This is a genomic window from Bradyrhizobium xenonodulans, from assembly GCF_027594865.1.
Lineage (GTDB): Bacteria > Pseudomonadota > Alphaproteobacteria > Rhizobiales > Xanthobacteraceae > Bradyrhizobium > Bradyrhizobium xenonodulans.
The window spans coordinates 1,343,013-1,359,532 of sequence record NZ_CP089391.1; the positions used below are offsets into that span (position 1 = coordinate 1,343,013).

Here is a 16,520-nt window from a genome sequence, read left to right on the forward strand (position 1 = left end):
CGAGGCTTTTCGCCTTCCCCGCAAGCGGGGCGAGGGAACGCACTGGCGATGCCGCGGCCCCTACGAAAAATCGCTCCAGCTCAGATGTCGCGAATCGAGGTCGCCGACTGAAACGGTGCCGCGGATTTCCTGCGGTACGTGGAAGCTGCTGCGCAGATAGACCAGCGGCGAGGCCGCATCCGAATGTGACACGCCACGCACCTCGCCGACGAAGATCGAATGCGTCTTGGTCTCGAACTCCTGTGCCAGCACGCAGTCGAACGCGGCGACCGCATCGGTCAGCACCGGTGCGCCCGTCTCGCCGCGCGTCCACTGTCCGAACGCAAAGCGGTCGTCGCCGTTGACGCCCTTCTGGCCGCTGAAGGTCAGCGCCAGCAGCGCGTGATCCTCGTGCAGGAAGTTGATCGCGAAGGCGCCTTCCTCGCGGATGCGCGTGTGCGCGCTGGCGTTGCGGTTGACGCAGACGATCAGCGAGGGCGGACTGTCCGACAGCGAACAGGCCGACGTCACCGTCAGTCCGGTGCGCTTGCCGTGCTCGGCGCCGACCGTGACCAGCGCGACCGCGCCGGCGCATTGGCGCATCGCCTGCTTGAAGTCCTTGGCGTCGACCGTCACGCGGAAATCTCCGAAAATCGATGCGGGTGCGGCACGATCGCGCCGCACCCGCTGACGGTCAAGCCGCCTTCTGCGCGGAGCCGAGATGCTTCAGGCGCGGCATCACCTCGTTCCTGAGCAGCGACAGCGAATGGTGCCAGGCTTCGGCCTTGTGCTTGTAGTCGAAGCCGAACACCAGCAGCACGCCGAAGCCGCCGACCTCGTCGTAGATCTTCTCGATCTTCTCGGCGACGGTCGCGGGCGAGCCGACGATCCAGTTCCGCTTGGCGCAATATTCGACGGTGACATCGCTGTCGGGCACGTCGGGCGCGTGCTTCAGATAGTCCTTGAAGCCGAAATGGCCGAGCAGCGGCAGGAAGTACTCGTGCATCATCCGGCCCATCATGTCGCCGGTCGAGAGCTTCCACGCCTCCTCGTCGGTGTCGGCGACGAACACCTCGCGCACCAGCCGCCAGTCCGCGCGGTTCGGCTTGCGCCCGGTCTTGGCTGCGCCGATTTCCACGGAATCCCAATGGCTGCCGACATAGGCCGGATTGAGGTTGAGGCTCATCGGGATGAAGCCGCGCTCGCCGGCGAGCTTGAGCGTGTCCGAGTTCTTCGACAGCCCGGCAACGCCGATCGGCGGATGCGGCGCCTGCAGCGGCTTGATGTGCGGCTTGAGGAAGTCGAACATCGTGTCCGGCTTGGTCACCGTCCAGAACTTGCCCTTGTAGGTGAAGGGTGCGGGGTCGGACCAGAGCTTCAGGATGATCTCCAGCGCCTCACGGGTCATGTCGCGGTTCTGCCCGCTCATGCCGTCGACGTTGAACATCGCCCAGTCGCTCGGCAGGCCACTGGCCGCAACGCCGAAATTGAGCCGGCCCTCGGAGAGATGGTCGAGCATCGCGACGCGGTTGGCGAGCTCGGCCGGGTGGTGGTAGGGCAGCAGGAAGCCACCGGGGCCGATGCGCAAGCGCTTGGTCTGCATCAAGGCCTGCGCGATCAGAAGGTCCGGCGTGGGATTGGGTTCCCAGGGCGCGGTGTGGTGCTCGCCGACCCAGGCCTCCTGATAGCCGAGCTCGTCGAGCCAGCGCATGACTTGCAGGTCCCAGTCGTGTCCTTCCTTCAGGCCGCACTCCGGCGGATGCGAAGGCATCGTGAAATAGCCGATCTCCATGGGTTTCCTCATCTGATGTTGACGCGTCTTGTCGCGCGTTCCGGGACTTGAACAGGACAGCTTCAGCAAGCGGTGTGCCAGCGTCGTAGCGCCTCAGACCTGCGAGAAAAGGCTGGTTTGCGGCGGCAATTGCCGATATCCCGGGGCAGATTTGCGCAGCGCCGTCTCATTGTCGCGAGACGGTGTCTTGGCGGTGAGACGAGGATACCCGTTGCGATGACCGAACCCGCTTTTGTCGCCGTGGACTGGGGCACCAGCAGCTTCCGGCTGTGGCTGCTCGACCGTGCGGGCCAGGTGCTGACCGAGCGCCGCAGCGACGAGGGCATGATGGCGGCGGCCAAGGCCGGTTTCCCCGCCGTGCTGCAATCGCATCTCGCGGCCGTGGAGGCACCGGATCATCTGCCGGTCCTCGTCTGCGGCATGGCCGGCGCCAAGACCGGCTGGGTCGAAGCCGGCTATGTCGATACGCCGGCGCCGCTCTCTGCCGTCCTGAAGCAGGCCGCGCGCGTGCCGGGCGAGGCGCGCGACATCCGCATCCTGCCGGGTATCGCGCAGCGCGATACCCGGGCGCCGGACGTGATGCGCGGCGAGGAGACCCAGCTGCTTGGCGCGCTTGGGCTCGATGCCGCCGGCGAAGCGCTGGTCTGCATGCCCGGCACCCATTCGAAATGGGTGCGGGCGACGGACGGCATTGTCGCGCATTTCTCCACCTTCATGACCGGCGAGCTCTTCAGCGTGGTCTCGCGCGAGACGATCTTGTCGCTCGCGGTCGCCGGCGCGAATGACGCCGAAGACGTCGCGAGCTTCAAGGCTGCGGTGAAGACCGCGTATGACGCACCGGCCTTCGCCGCCAATCTCCTGTTCGGCGCGCGGTCGCGGCAGCTCCTGTTCGGCAGCACGCCGGCTGCGGCGCGCGAGACTCTGTCCGGCACGTTGATCGGCGTCGAGCTGGCTGCGGGGCTCTCCGGAATTGTGCCGAAAGCCGGCATCACGCTGATTGCATCGGGGCGGCTCGCGACGCTGTACCGCCTGGCCTTCGACGCGCTGTCGGTGACCGTGCAGCCGATCGATGCAGACGAAGCCGTCCGCCGCGGCCTGTCGATGGCCGCAGCCGCCATCTGGACGAAGTAGAAGGATGTTTGAGATGAGCGTTCCCTTTCCGCCGATGCAGCGTCCGCTGGTCGCCATCCTGCGCGGCGTCAAGCCGGAGGAGACCGAGGCCATCGTCGGCGTCCTGATCGAGGCCGGAATGACCGCGATCGAGATTCCCCTGAACTCGCCCGATCCGTTCCGCTCGATCGGCACTGCCGTGAAGCTCGCGCCCGCCGGTGTTCTGATCGGCGCCGGCACGGTGCTGGCCACCGCAGATGTCGATCGTCTCAATGATGTGGGCGGCAAGCTGATGGTCTCACCGAATGTGGACGCGCAGGTGCTCACGCGTGCACATCAGTACGCCATGGTGACGCTGCCGGGCGTGTTCTCGCCGACCGAGGCGCTGCTCGCCGCGCGCTCGGGCGCATCGGGCCTGAAATTCTTCCCGGCGAGCGTGTTAGGTGCCGCGGGCATTGCCGCGATCCGCGCCGTGCTGCCGGCCGGCGTAATGATCGCCGCGGTCGGCGGCGTCTCCGACCAGAATTTCGCGGAGTACATCAAGGGCGGCGTCACCGCGTTCGGGCTCGGCTCCAGCCTCTACAAGCCCGGCATGACGGCCGCCGATGTCGCCGTTCGTGCGAAGGCGACGATCGCGGCTTACGATCGGGCGATTGCGAAAGACTGAGCCGGCAATAAACAAGCCGTGATGGCGTCACGGTCGCGCGTTATCCTATCTTGCTCTACTAGCGAGATCAGGAGACCGACATGGCGATCAACAACGTGGCCGATCTGTTCGTGGCAACGCTCGAACAGGCCGGCGTCAAGCGCATCTACGGCATCGTCGGCGACAGCCTGAACGCGATCACCGAGGCGCTGCGCCGTCGCGGCACCATCGAATGGATCCATGTCCGGCACGAGGAAGTGGCGGCGTTCGCCGCTGCCGGCGAAGCCGAGATGACGGGTAGCCTTGCGGTCTGCGCGGGTTCCTGCGGTCCGGGCAATCTGCACCTGATCAACGGCCTGTTCGACGCGCATCGCAGCCGCGTTCCCGTGCTGGCGATCGCGGCGCAGATCCCGTCGGCCGAAATCGGCGGCGGCTATTTCCAGGAAACCCATCCACAAAACCTGTTTCGCGAGTGCAGCCATTATTGCGAGCTGGTCTCCGACCCGAGCCAGCTTCCGTTCGTGCTGGAGAACGCGATCCGCGCGGCCGTGGGCCTGCGCGGCGTTGCGGTCGTTGCCATGCCCGGCGATGTCGCCTTCCGCAGCCCGCCGAAGCGCGCGCTGTCGACCACGCGCGGGCTCGCGCTGTCGGCGCCGAAAGTAGTCCCGCAGGCCGATGAGCTGGAGGCGCTCGCGGATCTCCTCAACGGCGCCGAACGCATCACGCTGTTCTGTGGCCGCGGCTGCGCAGGTGCGCATGCGCCGCTGATGCAGCTCGCAGAAAGCCTCAAGAGCCCGATCGTGCATGCGCTGGGCGGCAAGGAGCATGTCGAGTACGACAACCCCTATGACGTCGGCATGACCGGCTTCATCGGCTTTTCCTCGGGCTACGCCGCCATGCACGCCTGCGACGCGCTGGTGATGCTTGGTACCGATTTTCCCTACAAGCAGTTCTTCCCGACTGATGCGAAGGTTGCCCAGATCGACATCCGCCCGGAAAATCTGGGGCGGCGGTGCAGGATCGATCTCGGCCTCGTCGGCGACGTCAAGCTCACCATCGAGGCGCTGCTGCCGTTGCTGAAGACCAAGACGCAGCGCAAGCATCTCGACGATGCCATCGCGCATTACAGGAAGGCGCGCGAAGGGCTCGACTCGCTCGCCAAGGGCACGCCCGGCAGCAAACCGATCCATCCGCAATATCTGGCAAAAGTCATCAGCGATCACGCCTCCGACGACGCCGTGTTCACCGCCGATGTCGGCACGCCCACGGTGTGGGCCGCGCGCTATCTCGACATGAACGGCCGCCGCCGGCTGATCGGCTCCTTCGTGCACGGCTCGATGGCCAACGCGATGCCGCAGGCGATCGGTGCGCAGGCTGCGCAGCCCGGGCGCCAGGTGATCTCGCTCTCGGGCGACGGCGGCTTCACCATGCTGATGGGCGACCTCATCACGCTGACGCAGATGAAGCTGCCGGTGAAGGTGGTCGTCTTCAACAATGGCGTGCTCGGCTTCGTTGCGCTGGAGATGAAGGCGGCGGGCTTCGTCGACACCAATGTCGATCTGGAAAACCCCGATTTCGCGGCGATGGCGCGCGTGATGGGCATCTTCGCCAAACGCGTCGAGGATCCCGGCGAGCTCCCCGGCGCCATGGAGGAGATGCTGGCGCATAACGGACCGGCGCTGCTCGACGTCGTCACCGCCAAACAGGAGCTGTCGATGCCGCCGACCATTACGCCCGAGCAGATCAAGGGCTTCAGCCTCTGGGTCCTGCGTGCCGTGATGAACGGCCGGGGCGACGAGGTGCTCGATCTCGCCAAGACGAACCTGCTGCCGCGTTAACCCCGCTTCACCGACGGCACAGGCAGCCGTTCGTGGCGGCGCTGGAAGCGTTGCCAGTGCAGCACGATGCCGATCAGCAGGGCCGGGACGAAGCCGAGCGCGATCAGGAAATGCGGCAGCTGCGCCGGCGAGATGAAGGCGATGGCGATGTCGGAGATCAGCCAGAGCGCCGCGAACATCACCACGAAATCCAGGCGCGGGCAGCGCAGATAATAGAACACGGCGGTGATGACGATGGCGGGCCCGATCGCAATGCCGATCATCACCGCCGTCAGCTCCTTCGGCGTCAACGCGTCGAGCACCATCGATGCCAGCAGCCAGAGCGCGGCGAACATGGCGACGATGTCGAGCGGATGCCGCAACAGAGTACCTCTCGCAGGGAACGTGCTATCGTTGTGCCCGGCCCCCTGGCCGTCAAGTAAAATACGCCTATTCCTCGTCACTTCCAGGCGTCGGCCGCAGCATGAAATGGCCGAAGGCGGTGGCGATCGGCTTGTTCGCATTGTCCTGCCAGGCGCGTGCCTCGAAGGCGACGATGCGCCGGCCCTGCTTCACGATCGAGACGTTGGCGAAGGTGTCGAGCGCGCGGCCGGAGCGCAGATAATTGACGGTCAGTCCGATCGGCTTCGGCAACGCGGCGATGCCGAGCTCGCGCCTGACGCCGATGATCGCGGTGGTCTCGAGGAAGGCGCCGGTCATGCCGCCATGGATCGCGGGCAGGATCGGATTGCCGATGATCTTTGGCGAGAACGGCATCGTCAGCGTGCCGTCGTCGTTGATGCGGATGCCGAGGCAGCGCGCGAACGGGCTGTTCGCGAACGGGCCGTCCGGATCGTCAGGCGCCTCCAGCGTCGGGATGCTGCGCGAATCCATCCTGCGGTCGGCGAGCATGTTGGTGCGGTTGGCGCCGATCATGAAACAGGCGGTCGCGGTCGCGACCGGATCGTCCTCGGAGTCCTGATAGGCGGTCGAGCGCACGAACGCGATCGATCGCGTGGTGCGATAGCACACCGAATGCGCCTTGATGTCGAGGCCCGGCGTTGCCGGCTTCTGATAGTCGATCCGCAGATCGAGGGTTGCGATCGCGCGCGTGCCGTCGAGCGCGAGTTGCACCGCCATGCCGCAGCTCTCGTCCAGCATCGCGGTGACGACGCCGCCATGCAGCACGCCGGTCTCGGTGTCACCGACGAAGACGGGCCGGTAGGGCAGGCTGGACCAGGCCTCGCAGGGCGCAAAGCGGTCGAGCTGGAGCCCGCTGATATGGCCGTAATCGGAGCGACGGTCCTTGATCGCCTCGGCGAGTTCCTCGAACGGGAGCGTGGTCGGAGAGTTGGACATGGCAACGTTCTAGACCAGTGTCGGGCGTCGCGCAAAACCTCGAATACGGCCTGTTTGGCCTCGACAGGGCCGGCCGAAGCAACGATGGTGTGCGCTTCGTCCGTCGACTAGCCGTAAGGAGTGCCCATGGCCGACCCCGAAACGCCCGCCACCAATCAGGGGCCCGTCACCATTTCGAGCTCGAGCTCGGAGCGGGCGCCGATCATCTATTTCGACGGCGCATCCTGCTTCGGCCATCACAACGGTGCGATCCAGATCGAGCTCGCCGCCAACCTGTTGATGCCGGTCGGCGCCGCCGTCAGGGTCGACGTGGTCCAGACCGCGCATTTACGTTGCAGCGTAGCCGCGGCGCTGGCGCTGCGCGAAGCGCTCGACAAGGCGCTGGCGATGTACAAGCAGGGCCAGCAGCAGCCGGCGACGGAGGAGATTCCGGCGGTGAAGAATTGAGGCCGGGGGTGCGATCGCGTCGGCCTTCATGGTTCGAGACGCGCCGCGAGGCGGCGCTCCTCACCATGAGGGTCTAAGGTCTCGCCGCGAAACAAGATCTCATCCTGAGGGCCCGCCAACGGCGGGCGCCTCGAAGGATGGCCGCAAGCGCGGGCCCCTCCAAACGAATATTTCCGACTCAGCTCACATGCACCTTCGGCTTCTTGCCGCCGTTCCACTTGCCGTCCAGCGCGCGCTCGATCTGGGCGGCGAGTTGCAGCAGGAGGCCGTCATTGGCCTGCTTGGCGATCGCCTGGATGCCGAGCGGCAGGCCGTGCTCCTGCGCGGCCATCGGCATCGAGATCGCGGGCATGCCGCAGAGATTGGCGAGCGGGGTGAAGGCGAAGAAGCGCCAGAGATTGCCGAACCAGTCGAGCACATCGGGATTGTCGGAGATGGTGAGATATTCTCTTGTGCCGACCTTCGGCGTCGGCAGCGCGGTGATCGGCGTCAGGATCACGTCCCACTGCTCGAAGAACGCGCCGAAGCCGCGCGAGGTCGTATTGAATACGCCCTGCATCTTGGCGCGCTCGGCGAAGCTGGTATGCCGTCCGGCCTCCCAGATCCGGATGTTCATCGGCTCGATCAGATCTTCCGGCGGCTTGTCCAGTCCGCGCGCGGCGAGCATGTTGGAGATCACCACCGCAAAATTGCTGATGTAGCAGGTGGTCTGCGCCTCGAACGCAGCGCGGAAGTCGAGCTCGGGCAGCGCGTAATCGACGTGATGGCCGAGGCCTTCGAGGAAGCGGCCGGTCTTCTCCAGCTCGGCCGCGATCTCAGGCGTCGCGGTGTAGTCGCCCCATGTGTGCGACAGCGCGATGCGAAGTTTTGACGGATCGCGCTTGATCATCTCGGAATAGGGCTGCGCCGTGGTCCAGAACGGCATGAACTCGCCGGGCGCAGGACCGCGGGCGTGGTCGACGAAGGCGGCAGTGTCGCGCACCGAGCGCGACTGGCAGCCCTGGATCGAGACGAGACCGGTGAGGTCGGACATGTGCGGCGCCAGCGAGAACACGCCGCGCGAGACCTTCAGCCCGATATTGCCGTTGACCCCGGCGGGAATGCGGATCGAGCCGCCGCCGTCGGTGGCATGCGCGATCGGCACCACGCCGGCGGCGACCATGGCCGCGCTGCCGGCAGATGAACCGCAGGTGGTGTAGTCGGTATTCCACGGATTGCGCGTCACATAGACGGCGGGATTGTCGGCCGAGCTGCACACGCCGAATTCCGGCGTCGTGGTGCGGCCGATCAGATTCAGTCCCGCCTGGCGGAGCTTACCGGTCAGGAACGTGTCGGCGCCGGCGCGATTGCCGCGCATCAGCAGCGAGCCCATCTCCTGGAGCCGGCCCTTCATGGTCGGCCCGAGGTCCTTCATCAGGAAGGGCAGGCCGGCGAACGGGCCGGCGAGATTGGCGCCGTCCTTGGCGGGATCGGCGATCACGTCCTCGAACAGCTCGACCACGCCCGACAGCGCCGGATCGACCTTGGCGACGCCGGCGGCGGCCTGGCGCGCCAATTCCTTCGCCGTCAGATCGCCGTTACGGACGCGTGCCGCGAGGCCAACGCCATCGTGTTGCGCCCATTCATTCCAGCTCATCGGCAAAGTCATGAAATCCAAATCCCCTTAAGGTGCGGCGTCACCTTTTTCGCAAGGGCCCGCGTTTATCAACTGAGCCGGTGCGAGGGGCAGGGTTGCGCCGGGCGGAGAGGTCGCGAGGCGCAGAAATTCCGGCCGTATCAATCCGACAGTCGTGCGATGACTGCAACCGGCCCACCGCCGGCTGGCCCCTGGTGCTCGGCGCCACCGGAGACGTAGACCGCCCCGGTGCCGGCAAGGCCTGCGATCAGGCCGCCGACGGCGGCGCGGGCGTGGCGTGTCGAGCTGATGTCGGTATCTTCGAGCATGGTGTGACGGAAGCCGCGCACGCTGCCATCAGGCGAGGCCTCGGCCTTGGCGAAGATGTTGACGAGCTCCCGGCCCGCGGCGGTGTGTGGCGCAACACCTAGCCCAACACTCTTCAGCGCCGACACCACCGCCGGGGCATCGATCGCGTCGTCCATCACGGCGTGTCCGATCTCGAACCTGCTTGCCGATGAAGCGGAGTTGCCGAGCACGATGACGACGTTGTGCATCAGCTCGATGCCGGACGAGGTCGAGGCGACCTTCGAGAACAGGTCGTAGCGGTGCAGCACGTCTTGATCGCGGATGTCAGAGGCGATCTCGCCGAGCGGGACCGCAACGCCGAGCGCGGAGGCGCCGCGCGAATAGGCCATCGAGCTGTAGGCGCTGGTCGTGGCCGTCTTGTTGCCGCGCGCGCCCGCCGCCGCGACGCGATCGCTGGTGAGCAGCGGGCATTTGATCTGCGCGAAATGAACATCAGTGGGATCGGTGATGCCGGCGTCATCCATCGCGGTCTTGACGGCCTTCGCCGTCTCCGTGATCTGAGCGGAGCGGCCGAGCTCTTCAGGCAGGAAATCGCGCGTGTGCGCCATGCCGATGCTCAGCCGCTTGCCGGACAGGCCTGCCGGCCGCTCGGCCTCGCCGCGCGTGAACACCGTGATATGCGGGCTGAGCACGCCCTCGGTGCCGCCCGACATCACGAAGGCGATGCGCTGCTCGACTGCTTCCGCGGACAGATCAAGCCGCGGCGCCAGCGCCGTGCACAACGCCGCGACGGCATATTCCCGGGTGAAATCGTTGACGCCGCCATTGCCCTCGGTCTTGCCGAGGATGGCCAGGATCGATGTGGGATCGATCGCGCCGGAGTTGATCATGGCCATCAGGCCGGAGACGTCGCCAGGGCCGTTGGTGGCGACCTTGAAGACGCCGACCGATGTGGTGCGCATGACTGGTCCTCATATGCAGTTCGGTGGTCCGGCGGGTCCACCAGCCGTGGAACAGCGGCCTCTGTCAAGCCACAAGCGGTGCGTTGGCACCCGCAAGATTGTGGCGAGATCGCATCGGTTCAACAAAAAATCCTCTGTCGACGGTTGCGCGCCGCACCTTGATGAATCAACCTCGGTTGGTCCATAAGCGGCGTCCCGCTGCCGGTGGTTCGCCCCCGCGTCGCGTGCTTGGATAGAGGGATTCTCGCGTGGCAAATATCAACCAGAAAATTGCGCAGGAGCTTGGGGTCCGGGCGGAGCAGGTCGAGGCGACGGTGACGCTGCTCGACGGCGGCGCCACGGTTCCCTTCATCGCGCGCTACCGCAAGGAAGCGACCGGTGCGCTCGACGACGCGCAATTGCGCACCCTGGAGGAGCGCCTGGGTTACCTGCGCGAGCTCGAAGACCGCCGCAAGGCCATCCTCGAATCGGTTCGCGAGCAGGGCAAGCTCGATGCCGCGCTGGAAGCCTCGATTCTCGCCGCCGACAGCAAGGCGCGCCTCGAAGACATCTATCTGCCGTTCAAGCCGAAGCGCCGCACCAAGGCCGAGATTGCCAAGGAAGCCGGCCTCGAGCCGCTCGCCAACCAGCTGTTGGCGGAGCCCGGCAACGACCCGAAGGTCGTCGCCGAAGGTTTCATCAATGCCGAGAAGGGCGTTGCGGATGCCGCAGCCGCGCTCGACGGCGCCCGCGCCATCCTGGTCGAGCGCTTCGACGAGGACGCCGATTTGATCGGCGCGTTGCGCGAGGAGATGTGGACCAATGCGCGCATGGCTTCCAAGGTGCGCGACGGCAAGAAGACCGAGGGCGAGAAGTTCGCCGACTATTTCGAGTTCTCGGAGCCGCTGACCAAGCTGCCCTCGCACCGCATCCTCGCGATGTTCCGCGGCGAGAAGGAAGAGATCCTCGATCTCCAGATCCAGGCGGAGGCCGAAGCGCCGCCGCCGGGCGTGCCGAGCGCGTATGAATTGAAGATCATGAAGCGGTTCGGCATCGCCGACCTCAAGCGCGCCGGCGATCGCTGGCTGATCGACACCGTGCGCTGGGCCTGGCGCACCAAGATCCAGGTGCATCTGAACATCGACCTGCGCATGCGGCTGTGGAACGCGGCCGAGACCGAAGCTGTGCGCGTGTTCGCCTCCAATCTGCGCGACCTCCTGCTCGCCGCACCTGCCGGCACCCGCGTCACCATGGGTCTCGATCCCGGCTACCGCACCGGCGTCAAGGTCGCCGTCACTGACGCGACCGGCAAGGTCGTCGATACCGCCGTGATCTATCCGCACGAGCCGCAGCGGCAGTGGAACGAGTCGCTTGCGATCCTGGGCAAGCTGGCATTGAAGCATCGCGTCGAGCTGATTGCGATCGGCAACGGCACCGCCTCGCGCGAGACCGACAAGCTCGCCGGCGATCTCGTCAAGGGCCTCGCCGAGCTGAAGATGACCAAGATCGTGGTCTCGGAAGCCGGCGCGTCGGTCTATTCGGCCTCCGCCTTCGCCTCGGAGGAATTGCCGGGCCTCGACGTCACGCTGCGCGGCGCGGTCTCGATCGCGCGGCGGCTCCAGGATCCGCTCGCCGAGCTGGTCAAGATCGAACCCAAGGCGATCGGCGTCGGCCAGTATCAGCATGATCTCGGCCAGGCCAAGCTCGCCAAGTCGCTTGATGCCGTGGTCGAAGACTGCGTGAACGCGGTCGGCGTCGACGTCAACACCGCCTCGGCACCGCTGCTCGCCCGCGTGTCGGGCGTCGGCTCCGGCCTTGCCTCGAGCATCGTGGCGCACCGCGACGCCAACGGCCCGTTCAAGTCGCGCAAGGCGCTCAAGGAGGTGCCGCGGCTCGGGCCGAAAGCGTTCGAGCAATGCGCGGGCTTCCTGCGCATCCTCGGCGGCGAAGACCCGCTCGATGCCTCCGGCGTGCATCCGGAAGCCTATCCCGTGGTGCGCCGGATTCTCGCGGCCACCAAGAGCGACATCAAGGCGCTGATCGGCAGCAGCGAGATCGTGCGTACGCTGAAGCCGAAAGATTTCGTCGACGAGACGTTCGGTCTGCCGACCGTCACCGACATTCTGCGCGAGCTGGAAAAGCCCGGCCGCGATCCCCGCCCGGCGTTCAAGGCCGCCGTGTTCATGGAAGGCGTCGAGGAGATCAAGCACCTCAAGAAGGGCATGATCCTCGAGGGCACGGTGACCAACGTCGCCGCGTTCGGCGCCTTCGTCGACATCGGCGTGCACCAGGACGGCCTCGTGCACATTTCGGCGATGTCCAGGACCTACATCAAGGATCCGCGCGAGGTGGTGAAGCCCGGCGACATCGTCAAGGTGAAGGTGCTGGACTTCGAGGTCGCCCGCAAGCGCATCTCGCTGACGCTGCGCCTCGATGACGAGGTCGGTGCCAAGAAGGACGCCCCCGGCATGCAGCGCGACAACAGCGCGCGCAACCCCGCCCGCATGACCTCCTCGGCACCGCGCAAGGAGGAATCGTCCGGCGGCGGAGCGCTTGCCGAAGCGCTGCGCCGTGCCGCCGAAAAGAACAACGGCAAGCGGGCGTGAGGTCTTAACCTCTCCCCGCCCTTCTGCGGGGAGAGGTCGGATCGCGTCAGCGATCCGGGTGAGGGGCAGGGCACTACGTTGCTGAGATGGAAGTCTATCCGGCGCGTAGGATGATTGCGCGCTGGACATCCGCCTCCAATTCAAATCGTCTTCGCGGACACAGCCCCTCACCCCACCCTCTCCCCGTAAGAACGGGGCGAGGGAGCGATAGAGCTCCGCCTCCCTAACTTCCGCGTCAGAATCTGGCGCATTTGTAAGTTGAAGGAAAAAGCCCGTTCTCCTCATCTGGTCGTCCTCGTGCGGCGCGGAGACCGTCGCACGGCAAGGAGGATGCTTCGATGAACAACAGGCTTCTCAAGGGCCTCACCGCGGCGACGATCGCCGCTGTGATGGCGGTCGCTTCACCGGTGCTCGCCCGTGGCGGCGGCGGCGGCGGTGGCGGTCACGGCGGCGGCGGACATTTCGGCGGTGGCGGGCATTTCGGTGGCGGCGGCATGCATGCAGGCGGCTTCGGTGGCGGGATGCGCGGAGGCGGAATGCATGTCGGTGGCATGGGCGGCGCGCGCTTCGCCCATGTCGGTGGACCTGCCTTCGGCGGGGCGCGCTTCGCGCATGCGGCGATCGGGCCGCGCTTCGCCGGCGCAGGCTGGCACGGCCACCACGGCTTCCACCACCATCATTTCCGTCGTTTCGCCGTCTTCGGCGCGCCTTACTACGCCAATTATTACAACAATTACGACGACGGTTGCTGGCGCAGGAGCTTGACGCCCTATGGATGGCAATGGGTCAATGTGTGCGGAGACTACTGGTAGTCGCATCGCCGTACCGCACCATTGTCGCGATCGCCATCGGGCTGTTCCGCCTCGCCCCGGAACGGGATAGTCTGGTGGCGATTGTCGCGCGGAGTTTTGCATGACCGGAGGTCACCGCCGCATCCTGGTCGTCGAGGACGATCCGGAAACCGCAGGCCAGCTCGTCGAGGAACTGACTACCTCAGGCTATGAGGTCGACCTCGCCGCGACGGGGCGCGAGGCCCTGAGCCACGGCGCCGCCCGCGACTATGCCGTCATCACCATCGACCGCATGCTGCCCGACATCGACGGCATCACCGTGATGCGTCAGTTGCGCGACGACGGCATCGCGGCGCCGTTCCTGATCATCTCGGCGCTCGGCGAAGTCGATGACCGCGTACGCGGCCTGCGCGCCGGAGGCGACGATTATCTCGTCAAGCCGTTCTCCTTCGTCGAACTGCTGGCACGCCTGGAGGCACTTGGCCGCCGCAGCGAGACCGTCGCCAAGGAAACGATCCTGCGGGTCGGCGATCTCGCCATCGACCTGATCGCGCGCAATGCGAGCCGGCGTGGCCGGAAAATTCCCTTGCTGCCGCGCGAGTTTCAACTGCTCGAATATCTCGCCCGCAACGAGGGACGGGTCATCTCCCGTGCGATGCTGCTCCAGCATGTCTGGGACCTGCATTTCGATCCCTCCACCAACATCATCGACGTCTATGTCGGGCGCGTCCGCCGCAAGGTCGACGACGCCCAGGCCTATCCGCTGATCCACACCATCCGCGGCATCGGATATTGCCTCCGTGCTCCTGGCTAAGACGCTTCGCTCCTCGACCTTCCGCCTGGCGCTGATCGCGATCGCGGCGTTCGGTCTGATCGTCGTGGCGATCATGGCCTATGTCTATTTCGGCACGATCGCCTATGTGGAGAGCCGGGTCGGCGATGCCGGCGATCACAGCGGTTTTACCGCGATGATCGAGCTCGCGATGGCCGCGATTGCCGTCCTGATGCTGGTGCTGGCCGGGCTTGCGGCGGTGCTGGTGACGCGGCGAACGGTCGGGCGGATCGAGGAGATCAACGCCACCAGCCGCGCCATCATGCTCTCCGGCCTCGACCGGCGCATTCCCCTGCGCGGCAGCCATGACGAATGGGACCGCGTGGCCGAGAACCTCAACCAGATGCTCGACCGCATCGAGACGCTGATGGGCGAGGTCAAGCAGGTCAGCGACAATGTCGCCCATGATCTGCGCACCCCGCTGACGCGCATGCGCGGCCGGCTGGAGAAGGCCTATCACCACGAGCGCAACGGCGAGGCCGATGCCGGGCTGATCGGCGACACCATCGCCGATCTCGACGCCGTGCTCGGCATGTTCGCCTCCATCACGCGGATCTCGGAGATCGAGACCCGCGCCCGGCGGAGCGCGTTTCGCGTGCTCGACCTCGCCGAGATCGCGGAGGAAGTCGTCGAGCTCTACGACGCTGCGGCTGAGCAAGTTGCGACGCGGCTCAGTCTTGCCGGCGACCGCGAGGTGGCGATCACGGGGGATCGCGACCTGCTGTTCGATGCCATCGCCAATCTCGTCGACAACGCAATCAAGCACGGCCGCGCCGGCGGGCAGGTGACGGTGACCTGCCGCAGCACCGATAGCGGCCCGGTGATCGAGATCGCCGACGACGGCGCCGGCATTCCAGCCGACCAGCGCGACCACGTTTTCAAACGATTCTACCGGCTCGAACAGAGCCGCTATACCCCGGGCAACGGCCTGGGCTTGAGTCTGGTCGCGGCCGTTGCCGGCCTCCATGGCGCCGGGATCGCGCTGCACGACAATGCGCCGGGCCTTACGGTCCGGCTCAGTTTTCCGGCGACCTCATAGCTCGATGACGCCGCGGCGCGCGGCATGCGCGACCGCATCGGTGCGGCCGGTGGCATCCAGCTTGTCGAGCAGCGAGCCGACGTGGAATTTCACGGTGTGCACGGAGATGCCGAGCTGGCGCGCGATCATCTTGTTGGAGGCGCCCTCGGCCATCAGCGCCAGCACGTCGAGCTCGCGCTGCGTCAGCGCGATGTCTTCAGGTCTGGCGCGCGGATCGCGGGCGATGATCGTCGCCGTGGCGGTCTCGCCGGGTGTGGCGAGGCGAAGCCCCGCGACACTGCCGAGCAGCGTCGCGAGGCGGTCGGCCAGCGCGGGATCGTCGATCTCCAGGGCGAGCACGACCTCGGGCGCGTTGTCCTCGCTCACGCCTCCGGCCTCTCGCCGACCGTGACCTTGAAGCTGACAGGCTCGCCGCCACGGCGCGCCGCGACCTCGACCACCGCGCCGACGCTCGCCGGCCCCAGCGTCCGCGACAGCGCGCGTACGCCTGACAGTTTCTGGTCGTTGACCGCCACGATCACGTCGCCCTGGCGGATGCCGGCCGCGGCCGAGGGGCCGGCCTTGTCGACATTCATCACCATCGCGCCGACGCCGTCGTCGAGCCGCACCGGCTGGAGCCCGAGGCCGAGATAGCCGCGGGCGATGCGGCCGCGCGTCTCCAGCTGCGCCGCGACGCGCTCGATCGTCGCCGTCGGGATCACCAGCACGCGCCGCGGGCCGAGCACGGCCATGCCGAAGGCGTCGCCCGATGCATCGAGCGCGAGGCCGCCCTGCTGGCTGAAGCGCAGCCGAACGTCGAGCTCGATCCGCGCGTCGATGTCGCCGCCGCGCAAGGAACGCCAGCTGTTGCCTGATACCGACACCATGCCGAGCGCCGCGCTCGGCACGTCGCGATCGGTGGCGACGACGACCGACAAGGTGCCGAGGGCGGGGACGGTCGCGGCCAGCTTGACCGGCGCGAGACCGGCATCCGTGCGCAGCAGCGCGATGTCGGTCGTATGGTCGCGGCCGGCGATGGTGGCGGTCGCTCGGCTGCCGTCGGGCAGGCTGATCTCGACGTCACCCTCGTCGGCCAGCGCCTCGTCGGCGGTGACGATCAGGCCGGGTTTCCAGACGAAGCCGGTGGCACGGGAGCGATGCGAGTGCACGGAGACGACGGACGGCGCGATGCGCGCCACGACATCCGCGAGCGCGGACGACAATGAGGTGAGAGGAGTGAAGTCGGTCATGGAAGGCT

16 protein-coding genes are annotated in these 16,520 nt (G+C 66.6%); 8 read left to right on the forward strand and 8 right to left on the reverse strand.

Features of this window, described 5'->3' with window-relative positions; translation table 11 throughout:
* Positions 1-60 precede the first annotated feature (60 nt).
* Entirely contained in the window at positions 61-615 is a 555-nt protein-coding gene (locus I3J27_RS06385) for a flavin reductase family protein (protein ID WP_270166583.1), read from the reverse strand.
* 58 nt (positions 616-673) lie between these two features.
* Positions 674-1,771 (reverse strand): LLM class flavin-dependent oxidoreductase, encoded by a 1,098-nt coding sequence (locus I3J27_RS06390; protein ID WP_270172588.1) that lies wholly within the window; start codon positions 1,769-1,771, stop codon positions 674-676.
* A 216-nt stretch (positions 1,772-1,987) separates the two neighbouring features.
* Between I3J27_RS06390 and I3J27_RS06395 the strand changes: the two genes are divergently transcribed.
* From I3J27_RS06395 to poxB, 3 genes are all read left to right on the forward strand, one after another.
* Entirely contained in the window at positions 1,988-2,902 is a 915-nt protein-coding gene (locus I3J27_RS06395) for a 2-dehydro-3-deoxygalactonokinase (RefSeq protein WP_270166585.1), read from the forward strand.
* Between the two features lie 13 nt (positions 2,903-2,915).
* On the forward strand, positions 2,916-3,548 hold the full coding sequence (locus I3J27_RS06400) for a 2-dehydro-3-deoxy-6-phosphogalactonate aldolase (protein WP_270166587.1): 633 nt from the start codon (positions 2,916-2,918) through the stop codon (positions 3,546-3,548).
* Between the two features lie 80 nt (positions 3,549-3,628).
* The gene (poxB, locus tag I3J27_RS06405; protein WP_270166589.1) at positions 3,629-5,365 is read left to right on the forward strand and encodes a ubiquinone-dependent pyruvate dehydrogenase; all 1,737 of its coding nucleotides are present in this window, start codon (positions 3,629-3,631) and stop codon (positions 5,363-5,365) included.
* Here the strand turns inward: poxB and I3J27_RS06410 are convergent.
* Both I3J27_RS06410 and I3J27_RS06415 read right to left on the reverse strand, forming a co-directional pair.
* On the reverse strand, positions 5,362-5,727 hold the full coding sequence (locus tag I3J27_RS06410; protein WP_270166591.1) for a hypothetical protein: 366 nt from the start codon (positions 5,725-5,727) through the stop codon (positions 5,362-5,364). The genes poxB and I3J27_RS06410 overlap by 4 nt on opposite strands.
* Before the next feature lie 67 nt (positions 5,728-5,794).
* Entirely contained in the window at positions 5,795-6,703 is a 909-nt protein-coding gene (locus tag I3J27_RS06415; RefSeq protein ID WP_270166607.1) for a PaaI family thioesterase, read from the reverse strand.
* 126 nt (positions 6,704-6,829) lie between these two features.
* Between I3J27_RS06415 and I3J27_RS06420 the strand changes: the two genes are divergently transcribed.
* Positions 6,830-7,150 (forward strand): hypothetical protein, encoded by a 321-nt coding sequence (locus I3J27_RS06420; protein WP_270166609.1) that lies wholly within the window; start codon positions 6,830-6,832, stop codon positions 7,148-7,150.
* Positions 7,151-7,328: 178 nt separating this feature from the next.
* Here the strand turns inward: I3J27_RS06420 and I3J27_RS06425 are convergent, their stop codons facing one another.
* Both I3J27_RS06425 and atzD read right to left on the reverse strand, forming a co-directional pair.
* A complete protein-coding gene (locus tag I3J27_RS06425; protein ID WP_270166611.1) occupies positions 7,329-8,798 on the reverse strand; it encodes an amidase in 1,470 nt (489 codons plus the stop codon).
* Positions 8,799-8,926: 128 nt separating this feature from the next.
* Positions 8,927-10,036: a cyanuric acid amidohydrolase gene (atzD, locus tag I3J27_RS06430; protein ID WP_270166613.1), complete on the reverse strand. Its 1,110-nt coding sequence runs from the start codon at positions 10,034-10,036 to the stop codon at positions 8,927-8,929.
* Positions 10,037-10,284: 248 nt separating this feature from the next.
* Here atzD and I3J27_RS06435 point away from each other — a divergent pair, with 248 nt between their 5' ends.
* The 4 genes from I3J27_RS06435 (at position 10,285) to I3J27_RS06450 (ending at position 15,283) form a co-directional block, all read left to right on the forward strand.
* The gene (locus tag I3J27_RS06435) at positions 10,285-12,621 is read left to right on the forward strand and encodes a Tex family protein (protein ID WP_270166615.1); all 2,337 of its coding nucleotides are present in this window, start codon (positions 10,285-10,287) and stop codon (positions 12,619-12,621) included.
* A gap of 338 nt (positions 12,622-12,959) precedes the next feature.
* Positions 12,960-13,433, forward strand: coding sequence for a hypothetical protein (locus I3J27_RS06440; RefSeq protein ID WP_270166618.1), 474 nt, complete (start codon positions 12,960-12,962; stop codon positions 13,431-13,433).
* 100 nt (positions 13,434-13,533) lie between these two features.
* The gene (locus I3J27_RS06445) at positions 13,534-14,226 is read left to right on the forward strand and encodes a response regulator transcription factor (protein ID WP_270166620.1); all 693 of its coding nucleotides are present in this window, start codon (positions 13,534-13,536) and stop codon (positions 14,224-14,226) included.
* Positions 14,213-15,283 (forward strand): sensor histidine kinase, encoded by a 1,071-nt coding sequence (locus tag I3J27_RS06450; protein ID WP_270166622.1) that lies wholly within the window; start codon positions 14,213-14,215, stop codon positions 15,281-15,283. The genes I3J27_RS06445 and I3J27_RS06450 overlap by 14 nt, the downstream gene beginning before the upstream one ends.
* Here I3J27_RS06450 and I3J27_RS06455 read toward each other — a convergent pair.
* Both I3J27_RS06455 and I3J27_RS06460 read right to left on the reverse strand, forming a co-directional pair.
* Positions 15,278-15,649, reverse strand: a complete 372-nt coding sequence (locus I3J27_RS06455) for a response regulator transcription factor (protein WP_270166624.1) — start codon at positions 15,647-15,649, stop codon at positions 15,278-15,280. The two genes, I3J27_RS06450 and I3J27_RS06455, sit on opposite strands and share 6 nt — an antisense overlap.
* A complete protein-coding gene (locus I3J27_RS06460) occupies positions 15,646-16,512 on the reverse strand; it encodes a S1C family serine protease (protein WP_270166626.1) in 867 nt (288 codons plus the stop codon). The genes I3J27_RS06455 and I3J27_RS06460 overlap by 4 nt, the downstream gene beginning before the upstream one ends.
* Between the last annotated feature and the right edge of the window lie 8 nt (positions 16,513-16,520).

What these genes read in the sequence shown, in the direction of transcription:
- I3J27_RS06390 (WP_270172588.1), bottom strand. Translation starts at nt 1,771, where the DNA reads ATGGAGATCGGCTATTTCACGATGCCTTCGCATCCGCCGGAGTGCGGC.
- I3J27_RS06395 (WP_270166585.1), top strand. Translation starts at nt 1,988, where the DNA reads ATGACCGAACCCGCTTTTGTCGCCGTGGACTGGGGCACCAGCAGCTTC.
- I3J27_RS06400 (WP_270166587.1), top strand. Translation starts at nt 2,916, where the DNA reads ATGAGCGTTCCCTTTCCGCCGATGCAGCGTCCGCTGGTCGCCATCCTG.
- poxB (WP_270166589.1), top strand. Translation starts at nt 3,629, where the DNA reads ATGGCGATCAACAACGTGGCCGATCTGTTCGTGGCAACGCTCGAACAG.
- I3J27_RS06415 (WP_270166607.1), bottom strand. Translation starts at nt 6,703, where the DNA reads ATGTCCAACTCTCCGACCACGCTCCCGTTCGAGGAACTCGCCGAGGCG.
- I3J27_RS06420 (WP_270166609.1), top strand. Translation starts at nt 6,830, where the DNA reads ATGGCCGACCCCGAAACGCCCGCCACCAATCAGGGGCCCGTCACCATT.
- I3J27_RS06425 (WP_270166611.1), bottom strand. Translation starts at nt 8,798, where the DNA reads ATGACTTTGCCGATGAGCTGGAATGAATGGGCGCAACACGATGGCGTT.
- atzD (WP_270166613.1), bottom strand. Translation starts at nt 10,036, where the DNA reads ATGCGCACCACATCGGTCGGCGTCTTCAAGGTCGCCACCAACGGCCCT.
- I3J27_RS06440 (WP_270166618.1), top strand. Translation starts at nt 12,960, where the DNA reads ATGAACAACAGGCTTCTCAAGGGCCTCACCGCGGCGACGATCGCCGCT.
- I3J27_RS06445 (WP_270166620.1), top strand. Translation starts at nt 13,534, where the DNA reads ATGACCGGAGGTCACCGCCGCATCCTGGTCGTCGAGGACGATCCGGAA.
- I3J27_RS06460 (WP_270166626.1), bottom strand. Translation starts at nt 16,512, where the DNA reads ATGACCGACTTCACTCCTCTCACCTCATTGTCGTCCGCGCTCGCGGAT.